At 42.0% G+C, this 13,976-nt stretch carries 12 protein-coding genes; 10 read left to right on the forward strand and 2 right to left on the reverse strand.

All coding sequences use genetic code 11. The annotated features are described in order from the left end of the window. Positions 1-207 precede the first annotated feature (207 nt). The 3 genes from CSV80_RS08925 (at position 208) to CSV80_RS08935 (ending at position 5,080) form a co-directional block, all read left to right on the forward strand. Positions 208-1,290, forward strand: a complete 1,083-nt coding sequence (locus tag CSV80_RS08925) for a DUF2157 domain-containing protein (RefSeq protein ID WP_099670549.1) — start codon at positions 208-210, stop codon at positions 1,288-1,290. Then, on the forward strand, positions 1,280-1,819 hold the full coding sequence (locus CSV80_RS08930; protein ID WP_099670550.1) for a GDYXXLXY domain-containing protein: 540 nt from the start codon (positions 1,280-1,282) through the stop codon (positions 1,817-1,819). Before CSV80_RS08925 ends, CSV80_RS08930 begins: the two co-directional genes overlap by 11 nt. 1,527 nt (positions 1,820-3,346) lie before the next feature. Continuing rightward, a complete protein-coding gene (locus CSV80_RS08935; protein ID WP_099670551.1) occupies positions 3,347-5,080 on the forward strand; it encodes an AAA family ATPase in 1,734 nt (577 codons plus the stop codon). 54 nt (positions 5,081-5,134) lie between these two features. Here CSV80_RS08935 and CSV80_RS08940 read toward each other — a convergent pair whose 3' ends face one another. Then, entirely contained in the window at positions 5,135-6,451 is a 1,317-nt protein-coding gene (locus CSV80_RS08940) for a cytochrome P450 (RefSeq protein ID WP_099670552.1), read from the reverse strand. Between the two features lie 95 nt (positions 6,452-6,546). Here CSV80_RS08940 and CSV80_RS08945 point away from each other — a divergent pair, with 95 nt between their 5' ends. Beyond that, positions 6,547-6,702, forward strand: a complete 156-nt coding sequence (locus CSV80_RS08945; RefSeq protein WP_085131684.1) for a DUF1540 domain-containing protein — start codon at positions 6,547-6,549, stop codon at positions 6,700-6,702. A gap of 89 nt (positions 6,703-6,791) precedes the next feature. Here CSV80_RS08945 and CSV80_RS08950 read toward each other — a convergent pair whose 3' ends face one another. Further along, positions 6,792-7,283, reverse strand: coding sequence for a PaaI family thioesterase (locus tag CSV80_RS08950; protein WP_233208473.1), 492 nt, complete (start codon positions 7,281-7,283; stop codon positions 6,792-6,794). A gap of 301 nt (positions 7,284-7,584) precedes the next feature. Between CSV80_RS08950 and speD the strand changes: the two genes are divergently transcribed. Genes speD through nspC form a run of 6 tightly spaced genes read left to right on the forward strand, consistent with a single transcriptional unit; the run spans position 7,585 to position 13,937 of the window. Continuing rightward, positions 7,585-8,409: an adenosylmethionine decarboxylase gene (gene speD, locus CSV80_RS08955; RefSeq protein WP_099670553.1), complete on the forward strand. Its 825-nt coding sequence runs from the start codon at positions 7,585-7,587 to the stop codon at positions 8,407-8,409. After that, complete coding sequence (locus tag CSV80_RS08960; RefSeq protein WP_099670554.1) at positions 8,396-9,892, forward strand: aminotransferase class I/II-fold pyridoxal phosphate-dependent enzyme; 1,497 nt, start codon at positions 8,396-8,398, stop codon at positions 9,890-9,892. The genes speD and CSV80_RS08960 overlap by 14 nt, the downstream gene beginning before the upstream one ends. Beyond that, entirely contained in the window at positions 9,873-10,724 is an 852-nt protein-coding gene (speE, locus tag CSV80_RS08965; protein ID WP_099670555.1) for a polyamine aminopropyltransferase, read from the forward strand. Before CSV80_RS08960 ends, speE begins: the two co-directional genes overlap by 20 nt. Further along, the gene (speB, locus tag CSV80_RS08970; RefSeq protein WP_099670556.1) at positions 10,714-11,574 is read left to right on the forward strand and encodes an agmatinase; all 861 of its coding nucleotides are present in this window, start codon (positions 10,714-10,716) and stop codon (positions 11,572-11,574) included. Before speE ends, speB begins: the two co-directional genes overlap by 11 nt. 16 nt (positions 11,575-11,590) lie before the next feature. After that, the gene (locus tag CSV80_RS08975; RefSeq protein ID WP_099670557.1) at positions 11,591-12,790 is read left to right on the forward strand and encodes a saccharopine dehydrogenase family protein; all 1,200 of its coding nucleotides are present in this window, start codon (positions 11,591-11,593) and stop codon (positions 12,788-12,790) included. 10 nt (positions 12,791-12,800) lie between these two features. Next, positions 12,801-13,937, forward strand: coding sequence for a carboxynorspermidine decarboxylase (nspC, locus tag CSV80_RS08980; RefSeq protein ID WP_099670558.1), 1,137 nt, complete (start codon positions 12,801-12,803; stop codon positions 13,935-13,937). Positions 13,938-13,976: the final 39 nt, after the last annotated feature.

Raw genomic sequence — 13,976 nt, forward strand, 5'->3', positions numbered from 1 at the left:
CATTGATAATTGTTCTCAAGAGGATGTCAATAGGAAATTAAAGGAGATATATGTATTTTCCTAGTATTTATTGTGTTTTTAAAAAATATGCGAGATACTGTATTCAACTAGATAACTTCTGTAGGACTCTTTTCATTCTTCATATTCTGTAACATATAATAACTTGATTCGTCTACTTAGTAACTAGTATGAAGGGAGGGAATCAGTGTGAAGAGAAATGTCAGTAAACAACAATTCACTTTCTTGCAACAAGAGTTTTCTTTTTTACAACAGCAAGGCAAAATGAAAGAAGCAGATGCTAACGAAATGCTCTCGCTATATGAAGCTAAAGGTAGCACTAATTTCGTGAGAATCTTGCTAGCTTTCGGAGCTATATTAGTCGGGGTCGGGATACTGAGTTTTATCGCAGGCAACTGGGCAGGTCTGACGCCATTCTTTAAGTTTGGATTAATTGTTGCCGGCATGATCTTGGCATACTTTGCAGGATATAAGCTTGAAAGAGATTACGAACGAACATCTCGCAGTATGTACTATATCGGGGCTGCTATTTTTGGTGCGGGGATATTCCTAATTGGTCAAAGCTTTCATTTACAACATACTGTATATACGGACTTCCTATTATGGGGGATCGGCATCTTGCCACTAGCCTACTATCTAAAAGATCAATTGCTTGCTGTATTCGCTAGTGCATTTTTCACAATCTATAGCTTTAGTGCTTTCACAGCTTATGCAGTGGGAAGCTTCGATCCCTTTTGGTTGTTCCTATTGATTCCTCTACTATTCTGGATGAATGAAATGCGATTCGGAAGAAAGAGTTCGTTGTTCGTCATGAATGTTTTGCTTAGTGTGGCTTTTATCGTCAATATGTTAGAGTTCTTCCATGTGGATGAATGGATTTCTGTATTGATTGTCTTTGTATTAGGTGTGCTTCTTGCACTCGCACCTCTCAAACATTATCGTACAGAGTCTTCTTGGGCGGGTTCCGTACTATTTGGAATCACGGGTATTATGCTGACTTTCCCGTTCATATGGGATGATTTACGATTCGAAGATTCTGCACCTTACATCTTCACTGCTGTATTCGTTATCTTGTTGCTTTATCTTCTAAAGAAAGATAGCTTACCAGCTATTTTGATCACATGTGCGTTAATCTACCGCTATTACACGGATATCTCATATAATTTCATGCCAAAATCATTATTTTTCATCATAGGCGGTTTACTGTTAATCGGTTTTGGATTCTGGTTTGAAAAATCACGACGAGAGACGGTGAAACGTCATGAAGAGTAAACGGAATCTATTTCTATTAGCCTTAATCGTCCCAATCATACTTCTATTAGCGATGACTTGGAAGCCTTTATACACAGTGAATACTGGTGAAACTATCACACTGGAAACAGTGCCTGTTGACCCACGCGATATTCTTTATGGTGATTATGTCAGTCTTCAGTTTGCGATTGAAGAATTCTCCAAAGAAGATCTTGACCCTGCGCTCATTAAAGAATTTTCCAAACATGATACTGGAAAGCTAACGGTATATGCTGTATTGCAGTTAGAAGAAGGAGATCTATATGGTTTGAAGACCGTTACACATAAGAAACCAAGCGATGGGTTATTTTTAAAAGGAGATATGTACTACTACGGCGAACTTGATATCGATGAAAATCAGATGTATTTCGCAAACTTCCTTCCTGATCGTTTCTATGTAGCTGAAAACACAGGTATGCAGTTGGAAGATCTATCCCGTAAAGGTAAATTGCTCGCTGACATAAAAGTTCGTGGTGGTTTTGCTGTGTTAGAAGATGTACGGCCTAAATAGGTCACTCTAGTAAAATAGTAGAAGCTGTTACTTGAAGTCGTGGGAAACACGATTTCTAGTAACAGCTTCTTTTTTTGAGTTTGTTTTATTTTGAAGATAGTGAGAAGCCCTCTTTTGGGTAAGGTGCATGGTATGGAGTAAGTGGCATATGTAGTGATTCGGCAAGATCATTTAATTGTTTGTTTTGTACAGAGCTACTCGTTGGATTGCGGGTAGGCAGTTCATATAGTTGTTTTTAAAGGAATATGTGCTTAAGTGACTACGGATTATGTTTCTGTAAAGCGTACGTAATAAGCGGCGTTGGATTGTGGTTCTTGCACGTGCATTTCCTGTTTCCTGTTTGATCTGGAGGTTGTGGTTTAGCTGGCAATCTAAGTGGCAAGTTCATTGTCCCCACTTCGACGCTGGTGGATGGCTTTCGCGTTCGTTGCATCGGGTATAGGGCAGTTCGTATACTTCTTTTTCAAAACTAGAAGATCAGTATCATTAAGTTACTGATTTTATTCTTGTTAGAACCATAATCAAAATAAATACCACTCAGTAGCGCAGGCACAACTGCGGGGTAGGCCGTGGCTAGGAGACAACTGGCAGCACCATCGCCAGCTGGCTCCTGGCTGGAGGCAATCCCCCACGTGCCTGCGCTGGTCCAGAAAACGAACACTCACTAACTTCAGTCCCAACAACCAGCCGAGCAACGCCCCCCAACAAAAAGTGACAAAGACCTCAGCCGCATAGTCTTTCCGCCAACCGCGTTTGCAGGTTGGATAAGTTACGCTATTTATCATTCTTAGAACCACAAACAAAATAAATACCACTCAGTAGCGCAGGCACAACTGCGGGGTAGGCCGTGGCCAGGAGACAACTGGCGGCACTTTGCCAGCTGGCTCATGGCTGGAGGCAATCCCCCACGTGCCTGTGCGAGTCCAGAAAGTAGACACGCACTAATTTCAGTCCCCAACAAACAGTCGAGCGCCGCCCCCAACGAAAAGTGACAAAGACCCGCAGCCGCATAGTCTTTTCGCCAACCGAGTTTGCAGGTTGGGTAAGGTACACAATTCATGATTTTACTATCCTGCTTAGAACCACAATCAAAACTAAAACTGCTCAATAGCACAGACACAACTGCGGGGTAGGCCGCGGCCAGGAGACAACTGGCAGCCCCACCGCCAGCTGGCTCCTGGCTGGAGGCAATCCCCCACGTGCCTGCGCGGGTCCAGAAAGCAGACACGCACTAATTTCAATACCGGACAATAAGTCGAGCAACGACCACAACAAAAAGTCACAATGACCCGCAGCCGCCTAGTCTTTCCGCCAAACGCGTTTGCTAGTCGGGTGCTGTACGCTATCTCTAGTTTTGTAAGCCTATTTAGCACCACTCCACCCCAGCAAATCGAATCCACAGCTTCTTCTTTAGGTATTTCCTCACACCGTCTTGATTTTGTAACTATTTATTCAATTTATACACTGTTCAAAACTACTGTTTCTACGTATAATTTAGGTAATTCACTAAAGGAGCTGGAGCTGGCCTTGAAGTCTATTTCAAAATTAGCATCAAAGATTTTAGTCGTAGCCCTCTTTGTCACGGCGATCGTTGCAGTTGTCACTTGGAACTATTTACAATCTACTGAAGGAAAAGAAGTATCCTTTGCTCAGATGGAAAAACTGATTGCTGAACAATCAGGTGCTAGTGTCTTACTAAATGAAACGGCCAAAGGAAAGTTATCGATCACTATAGATCACACAACATACAGCACGATGGTGCGTCCACAAAGTACATTAGTGGATGACTTGGTTCAGAAATATAATGTGTCTTATCAATATAAAGCAGAAAGTTCGACGGGTAGTTGGATTTTTGGTGGGCTTATATTTGCGGCTCTTTTGACACTTTTCATTCTTCACAAAAAAGGTAAGCTTAATATTGGTGCGTCAGCTATGAAACACCAGGCATCAAAAGCGACTCCGCTTCCTGATATTACAATGGCTGATATCGGTGGAATCCCTCAAGAAATGAAAGAAGAAATCCTACAGACATTAGAAGTATTCAAAAATCCTGAAGCAGCGAAAGAAATGGGCATTGCATTGCCTCAAGGTATTTTATTGTATGGACCTCCGGGGACTGGTAAAACGTTACTAGCTCAGGCTATCGCAAAAGAAATAGGAGCTACTTTTTATTCTTCTAGTGGTGCAGCCTTTACAGAATTATTTGTAGGTGTTGGTGCTTCACGCGTTCGGACACTTTTTGAAAACGCCCGCAAGCAACGCCCCTCTGTCATCTTTATAGATGAAGTAGACGCATTGGCTGGAAAACGAAAAGAACATGGAGGAGAAGAATCTGAAAAGACGTTAACTGAATTGCTCGTTCAACTTGATGGTGGAAATGATAATGACGGTGTTTTATTCATTGCCGCAACGAATCGAAAAGATATGCTGGATGATGCATTCTTGCGACCAGGACGTATCGACTTTACTTTTAACGTTCAACTGCCAGATACAAAAGGACGTCGCGAAATTATCGATATCCATACAAACGGCAAAACGTTGGCTCCTAATGTAGCAACTTCTCTCGATACACTTGCAGACAGCACTTCAGGTTTTTCCGGTGCAGAAATTAGCAGTTTGTTCGAAACAGCTAGCCGCCGCGCCATTCGCGAAGGTCGGAAACTAATCGAGAAGCATGATTTGGATTTTGCAATTGACCGAACAATCCTTGGAAATACAGCGCGCACGTTAAGCGATCAAGAAACGAAGCGTCGTGTTGCCATTCACGAAGCGGGGCACGCCATCATCGCTGCTCTTACAAAGCCAGGTTCTGTGAGAAAAGCTACAATCATACCAAGAGGTCAAGCACTCGGTTATGTAGCCCCTATTCAAAAGGAATTGCATTTATCTACAGCTACCGAATTGCTTGATCAAGTCAGTATGATCCTTGCGGGTGGCATTGCAGAGCGTCTCTATTTAGGTGAGCACAGTATTGGTGTTGGAGGCGATGTGGAACAGGCCAAAGATATTCTTGAGCGTATGGTGAACACTGGATTGTTCCAGGAAGGGTTTTCTTTGATCTTCAATAAAGCTGAAAGAGAAGAAAAAATGCAAATGCTATTTAATCAAGCTGCCAAAAAGACGGAAACGCTCATTAAGGAGCACCCGTATCAATTTGAAGAGTTGGTCAATGCTCTATTTAAAGAAGAAACGCTTGAAGGTGATGAAGTACAGCGCATCGTCGAGTTACCGACTCCAAAAGATGCGGTTGTATTTATCTAATAGCAAAACAGCGATCATCCTATTGATGATCGCTGTTTTTTGGGTTCGCGTCGGTTATCGGCGCTTCTCTATCTTCATTGGCCAACCATTTTTAATCCGCAATGAAATCAACGGTTCCGGATCAGGCCGATGCGATCGAACATTATAGAATAAAAACTTCTTATACAGCACTGACAGGATGAGTGTTGCTTCGAGCATAGCAAATCGCGAACCGATGCAACTGCGGGAACCACCACCGAATGGGAAATAACTAAATGGCGCATACTTATTACCTGCCGCAAACCGATCCGGGTTGAATGCACATGGATCCGGGAATACTTCTTCATTTCGGTGAACCGCATACGGACAAATCATAAATGTGCTTCCCTTTTTGAAAGTTCTCCCGAACATCTCAACAGCTTCGTCAAGTTCACGATAAATTAGCCAGGCAGGAGGATAAAGACGCAAGCCTTCTTCAATAAGTTGCTGTGTGTACGGTAATTCTCGCATCCAATTAAATGGGTTACCTACCAAGTCCGCTGTATTCAATTCTTCCAACAGACGTTTCTCCACTTCAGGATGCCCTGCAATTTCAGCAAATAGCCAGCCTAATAAGTTCGCTGTTGTTTCATGGCCCGCTAGCAACATCGTCATCATTTGATCACGTACTTCTTTGTCGGGCAATCTGTTTCCCGCCTCATCAGTCACCGCCATCATCATGCCAAGCAACGAATCTTCAAACCATTCAGGATGCTCATTCGCAGCAACTAACACATCGTCAATCATGGCTTCTAGTGTCTGTATTGCCTCTTTATGTTTCAAGTTCCCTGTAGTCGGAACTGAAGCCGGGATCATCACGGGACTGAATAAAATTTTGACGCTTTGCTCAATCGTTGTCGTGACAGCATCCGCGAGCTCTTTCTCCTCTGCCGAGACATCTGTCGAAAACATCGTTCGTGTAATGATCGATAAAGTCAAACGCATCATAACATTATGTATATCCACTTCCTCTTCATGCTCAAGACGTTCGACTAGCTTCTCGGTTTCATCCATGATGGCATAGGCATAACGCTCCAGTACATCTTTATAAAACGCTGGCTGAATATATTTCTTCTGCGTCGCATGTCGCTCTCCTTCTGTCGTCAGTAGACCTTCTCCCACTGTTCTTCGCAATACAGTCGTTGTCCGTCCTTTAATAAATGACTGGTCTTGACGAATCAAGATTTCACGAATAGCTTCGGGACTGTTGACCACAAACGTCGGGGAAATACCTGTCTTCAAAGAAATCACATCACCAAGCGGCTGTACTCGCGTGAAAAAAGCAATCGGATCACGTACGAATTCCAAGTAATTCTGTAAACGTGGTGTCGCAATATCTTGTACAGTAACCATGAACTCTCCTCCAAAATTATCAAAATGTACTACTTCCCTATCTCCTGTATGTATGCAGTATTTCTGGATATGCTAGTAAAAAGGAGGTGGGTCAATTGGCAAAAGACGTATTATGTGAAGTAACGAACTGTCATTTTTGGGAATCAGGTAATCAATGTGGAGCAGATGAAATCAAAGTTATCTCACGAAAAGGAAAAAAAGCGAAAGACTCAGCCGAAACAGATTGTGGCACGTTCCTTCCAAAAGGATGATCTACCGAGCAGCAGCCACGCTTTTATGCTTGGCTGCTTTTTTAATTTTAAAGCTAGATGCCTACGCATCGCTTCCCAGTTCATAGTAATCATTTCAACTTGAACGTAGCAGTACAATGAGCAACTAATTCATCTTTCTCATTGAAGAGTGTTCCTTCAACCAAAGCTGTAGAGCGTGTTCTATTGATCACGGCAGCTTTTGAATAAACAGCTTCCTGAATGACCGGCTTTAGAAATTGTGTTGTCATTTGTATCGTCATGACATCATTTGCACCCATCGAACGACAAAGCATTCCCATCGTCGTATCGAGTACGGACATATACATACCGCCGTGAATAGTTCCGCGTACATTATCATAGTGTTGACGATAAGGTAAATATAATTCCACATGACCCGCTTCAAGTTTTTGTGTTTGGAGACCTGCAAATTTCCAAAAAGGACTTGACTCGAAATCTTGTCGAACTTGTTCTAAGTATTCCACTGTCGTATCGTTCATTTCATTACCTCCAGAAAATGTAGTAATTGTTTTATATACCATATCGTAAAGACGTTCTGGCGACAATTCAAAGCATTCTACCATTCTCTATATAGTTCCTGTTTTCTAATATTTTTTAATAAAAAGTCTATGTTTTTTATTCTTTTTCCTTTATAATGAAATCAATTTCATAAGTTTTTTAATTTAGGAAGAGTACCTGTGAGTATTATGCCAACCCAATCACCTGTTATGTAATGGAATAGAATTCATCTCTATTCTTATATCAACAAGCGACGCAGAGTAAAGGTCCCTCTCCAATCTGTCATGTTTGTGTTATTTCATGTGGATTGGAGAGGGACTTTTTTTATGTGAACATGCTTATAAACACTTTAATTAGAAAGGACGGATGTTACGGTTGGAAAATAAGCTGAAGCTCTACGGCTTTAACAACCTCACCAAAACTCTTAGCTTCAACATTTACGATGTAAGCTATGCAAAAAGTAGAAGAGAGCAAAGTGAGTATATCGCCTATATAGATGAGCAATACAATTCAGAACGTTTAACGAAAATTCTCTACGATGTGACCGAAATGATTGGTGCGCATGTTTTGAATGTAAGTAAACAAGATTACGACCCTCAAGGTGCTAGTGTAACGTTGATGATTTCAGAGGAAAAATTTCCTGCATCACAAATTGATCCTTCTTGTAATCAAGGCGCGATTCCTATCTTGCCAGATAAAGACTCCGTCGTCAGTCATTTAGACAAAAGCCACGTGACTGTCCATACGTATCCCGAGTATCATCCCGATAACTCTATTGCGACATTTCGTGTAGATATAGATGTGTCGACGTGTGGGGAGATTTCCCCATTGAACGCGCTTGACTACCTTATCGGAAGCTTTGACTCGGATATTATTACCGCAGATTATCGCGTACGTGGATTTACACGATCAGTAGACGGTAAAAAACTATTTATGGATCATGCGATCACATCAATCCAAGACTTCATTGACGAGAAAACATTGCAGAAGTATGATGCCATCGATATAAATGTTTACCAAGCAAATATTTTCCATACAAAATTACTTATTAAAGAAATTGATTTGCAAGATTACCTATTTAACAAAGACGTTTCAGAAATACCGCCAAAAGAACGCCTTCAAATATCTCATAACCTTCGCAAAGAGATGATTGAAATCTACAGCGGTTCCAACGTCTATGAAAATGAGTGAGGAGAGACCATTGAAATTATCACAACATCGCGTTCCAATTATGGAAGCATTGGAGGAATATCAAGAAGCACGTGTCGTTCCTTTTGATGTTCCCGGACACAAACACGGTCGGGGCAATAAGGAACTTGCAGATTTCCTCGGGGAGACTTGCTTGCATCATGACGTAAATTCCATGAAACCTCTTGATAATTTATGTCACCCCGTTTCTGTCATACGTGAGGCTGAAGAGTTGGCAGCAGACGCTTTTGGCGCGAAGCACGCCTTCTTGCTTGTAAATGGGACGACCTCTGCCGTACAAGCTATGGTCATGACCGCTTGTAAAACAGGTGAGAAAATCATCATGCCGCGAAATGTTCATCGCAGTGCCATAAACGCCTTAATCTTAAGTGGTGCTATTCCCATCTATGTGAATCCTGGAGTGCAAAGAGAACTTGGTATTCCACTTGGCATGGCGGTGGATGAAGTAAAGAAAGCAATTGTGGATCACCCTGATGCTAAAGCGATTCTTATTAATAATCCAACTTATTATGGTATCTGCTCCAATCTGCAAGCCATTACTGACCTAGCACACACACACGGTATGCTCGTGTTAGTGGATGAAGCACATGGCACACATTTTTATTTCAATGATAATTTGCCTGCTTCCGCTATGTCCGTCGGCGCGGATATGGCGTCTATCAGTATGCATAAATCAGGTGGATCTTTAACGCAAAGTTCATTTTTATTAATCAATAATAAAGTAAGTGAAGGCTATACGCGACAGATTATTAACTTAACGCAGACTACGAGCGGTTCTTATCTATTGATGTCGTCACTGGATATTTCACGTAAAAACCTGGCATTACACGGTCAGGAAATTTTCGATAAAGTGATCAGGATGGCGCAGTATACTCGCGATGAAGTTAATCAGATTGGTGGCTACTATGCATACTCCAAAGAGCTGATCAACGGTGATACCATCTATGATTTCGACGAGTCCAAACTGTCTATTCATACGCGCCAAATGGGACTTGCAGGAATTGAAGTGTATGATATTTTACGCGATGAATACGATATTCAAATCGAGTTCGGAGATGTAGCGAATATCCTCGCCTATATTTCAGTCGGAGATCGTACGCTGGATCTTGAACGACTAGTTGCAGCACTAGCGGAAATCAACCGGCGGTATAAAAAGGATCCTAGTTCTTTATTCGACCATGAATACATTAACCCAGAAATTGTACAATCGCCTCAACAGGCATTTTACGCGGATAAAGAGATAATATTGCTAACTGAATCTGCAGGACGTGTAGCAAGCGAATTCGTCATGTGCTATCCCCCTGGCATTCCAATTGTGGCACCTGGAGAACGAATTACACATGAAATAATAGAATATATCGACTACTGCAAAGACAAAGGTTGTTTCTTAACAGGTACCGAGGATTCAAAAGTTGATTATATTAACGTAGTAAGGAGGACATTTGATGAACCTATGGTTTACTGAAGATCATTCACCTCATACTCGCTTTTCCTTTCGCGTTGAAGAACATTTATATACTGCAACGAGTGATTTCCAGAAAATTGATGTCTTCCAAACGACAGAGTTCGGTAGAATTTTGACATTGGACGGTTATGTCATGGTGACAGAGAAAGACGAATTCATTTATCACGATATGATTGTTCACGTGCCGATGGCTACTAATCCCTCCATCCAGAAAGTGTTAGTTATTGGTGCAGGTGATGGTGGCACCGTACGTGAATTGACGCGCTATCCATCGATCAAACAAATCGATATGGTGGAGATTGACGAGCAGGTCGTGAAAGTATGTCAGAAGTTTTTACCGCAAACCGCAGCGCAACTAACGGATTCGCGCGTCACGCTTTATTTTGAGGACGGTCTGAAATTCGTCCGTCAGCAAGAGAATGCCTATGATTTGATCATTGTCGATTCCACCGATCCATTCGGGCCAGGAGAAGGTCTCTTCACAAAAGAGTTTTATGGCAATTGCTATAAGGCGTTGAATGAACATGGCATTCTTGTGAATCAGCATGAAAGTCCTTTCTACGCCGAAGACGCACGCGGTATGCAACGAGCACATAAAAGTATTATGGGGTTCTTCCCCGTTTCTAAAGTCTATCAAGCACATATTCCAACCTATCCATCAGGGCACTGGCTGTTCGGATTGGCTTCTAAGAAATATGACCCAATAGAAGATTTGGATTCTGATGCCTGGAATGCACTTGGTTTACAAACAAAATATTATAATACAAAACTGCATGTCGGCTCGTTCGCCTTGCCGAATTATGTTAAGGAGTTACTGACTCATGCTAAATAAAAATATAGAAACATTTCTAGGTTTCGATGCAGATTACAAGGATTCTTCATTCGTAATTTTCGGTGCTCCTTTTGATTCTACAACCTCTTTTCGTCCTGGCACGCGCTTCGCCAGTAAAGTGATGCGCAGTGAGTCATTTGGTCTCGAGACATACAGTCCGTATCAAGAAGCTGATTTAACGGATTACTCATTATTCGACGGCGGTGATTTGGAACTGAGTTTTGGTAATACAGAACGTGCTCTCGAGCAAATTGAAGAGTTCACTTCACTCGTTTTGAAGGATGGGAAAATCCCTTGCATGATTGGCGGCGAACATTTAGTGACTCTCGGGGCTGTACGTGCTACTGCGGAAAAGTACCCAGATCTGCATGTTATTCAATTCGATGCACATACAGATTTGCGCGATGATTATTTGGATCAGCGTCTATCCCATGCCACGGTTATACGCAGAATTTGGGACTTGCTCGGCGATAATAAAATCTTTCAATACGGCATTCGTTCAGGTGATCGTCCTGAATTCGAATGGGCGGCTCAGCAACATGTATTCATGAATAAATTTAATTTTGATGGTCTTGAAAATACGGTTGAAAAACTACAGGGTAAACCCGTCTATTTGACAATCGATCTGGATGTACTGGATCCTTCCGTATTCCCTGGAACCGGTACACCGGAAGCGGGTGGCGTGAGCTTTGTTGAATTGCTAAATGCGATTTTGACAGTCAGCGGTTTGAATATCGTTGCCTGTGATATTAATGAACTGTCCCCTGTCTATGATCAAAGTGGTGTATCGACCGCAGTTGCTTGTAAAGTGTTGCGTGAATTAACAATTGCAATAAATAAAAATAACTAAATTGGTGGTGTCTTTAATGGGAAAAGCATTAATTATTGGGGCAGGCGGCGTAGCAAGCGTCGTCGTGCATAAGTGTTGTGAGGTACCAGATGTATTTGAAGAAATCTGTATCGCAAGTCGTACAAAGTCTAAATGTGATGCATTGAAAGAAAAGCTGGATGGTGGACGCACCAAAATCCAAACTGCACAAGTAGATGCGGATAACGTGCCCGAACTCGTTGCGTTAATCAATGAATTCAAACCAGATATCGTCATTAATGTCGCATTGCCTTATCAGGATTTGACAATCATGGATGCATGTCTCGAAACGAAAGTAGACTATCTGGATACTGCCAACTACGAGCCGCTTGATACAGCGAAATTCGAATATAAATGGCAGTGGGCTTATAAAGAAAAGTTTGAAGAAGCAGGTATTACAGCATTGCTTGGCAGCGGTTTCGACCCTGGCGTAACCGGTGTGTTCTCCGCTTACGCATTGAAGCATTACTTTGATGAAATCCATACGATTGATATCGTGGATGCCAACGCAGGCGACCATGGCTATCCATTTGCAACTAACTTTAACCCGGAAATCAACATCCGTGAAATCACAGCAAATGGACGCTATTACGAAAATGGAGAGTTCATCGAAACAGAACCTCTTGAAGTGAAACGTGTCTATGATCTACCTGAAATTGGACCAAAAGATGTCTACTTGCTATACCATGAGGAACTTGAATCATTAGCGAAAAATATTACTGGTGTAAATAAAATTCGTTTCTGGATGACGTTTTCCGAAAAGTATTTGATGCACTTACGTGTACTTGAAAATGTGGGTATGACGTCCATCGATCCGATTGAATTCGAAGGTCAACAAATCGTTCCACTACAATTTCTAAAAGCTGTACTACCGGACCCCGCTTCTCTCGGACCGCGTACGAAAGGAAAAACGAATATCGGTTGTATCTATCAAGGTACGAAGGACGGCGAGCCAAAAACGTATTACGTTTACAATATTTGTGATCACCAAGAGTGCTATCGTGAAGTAGGATCACAAGCTATTTCCTATACAACAGGTGTACCAGCTATGATCGGTGCGATGATGATGTTAACAGGCAAGTGGAAAAAGCCGGGTGTCTTCAATATTGAAGAATTCGATCCAGATCCATTCATGGATGCGTTGAATGAGTATGGTTTACCTTGGCACGAAGACTTCAATCCAACTTTGATAGACTGAGGAGAATAGTATGAACTTTGATGTACAAGCAGTTCCATCGCCTAGTTATGTCGTTGATGAAAAATTGCTGATTGCTAACTTAGAAAAACTGAAATCCGTTATCGATCAAACAGGATGCAAGATCTTACTTGCCCAAAAAGGATTTTCGATGTTTGAAGTCTATCCGTTGATCGGACAGTATTTGCATGGTGTTACTTCAAGTGGTTTATTTGAAGCGCGCCTTGGCTTTGAAGAGATGGGGAAAGAAGTACACACGTATGCACCTGCTTTTCACGAAGACGAGTTTGAGGAGATCCTTCGCTACTCTGATCATTTGGTATTCAATTCATTTGCGCAGTGGAAGCAGTTCAAGAGCCGAGTTCAGGAGCAGGAAAAATCCATTGAGTGCGGAATCCGGATAAACCCTGAGTACTCGGAGATTGAAGTCGACATGTATAACCCTTGTTTCGCCTATTCACGATTCGGTGTTACGTTGGAAAATTTTGAAGCTGATGAACTAGAGGGTATTCATGGCTTACATTTCCATACGATGTGTGAGCAAAACTCTGATACGTTGTGGAGGACGATCCAAATCATCGATGAAGAGTTCGGACCCTATTTACAGAAGATGAAATGGATCAACTTCGGCGGCGGTCATCATATTACACGTCCTGACTATGATATCGATACCTTAATCCGCTCTATTCGATTTATGCAGGATAAGTATCAACTTGATGTGTACCTGGAGCCAGGCGAAGCGGTTGCACTAAACACCGGCTTCCTCGTTGCCACTGTGCTCGACACAATGCATAATGGCATGCCAATTGCCATTCTCGATACCTCAGCTTCCTGCCATATGCCGGATGTTCTGGAGATGCCTTATCGTCCTGAGATTGTCGGAGCAGGTATACCAGGTGAAAAAGTCCATACTTATCGATTAGGGGGGCCAACTTGTCTTGCGGGTGATGTTATTGGTGATTATTCATTCGACCAGTCATTAAAACCTGGCGACCGTCTAGTGTTTTGCGACATGGCGCATTATTCAATGGTGAAGAATAATACTTTTAACGGAGTCAATCTGCCGTCTATCGTCCTCCATACTGCGAATAATGAGATCAACATTGTAAAACAATTTGGTTATGAAGATTTTAAGCAACGCCTATCATGATAAAAAACCGATTCGCTATTTTAAGCGAATCGGTTTTTT

Source organism: Sporosarcina sp. P12(2017), from assembly GCF_002743035.1.
In the GTDB taxonomy this organism is placed as follows: domain Bacteria; phylum Bacillota; class Bacilli; order Bacillales_A; family Planococcaceae; genus Sporosarcina; species Sporosarcina ureae.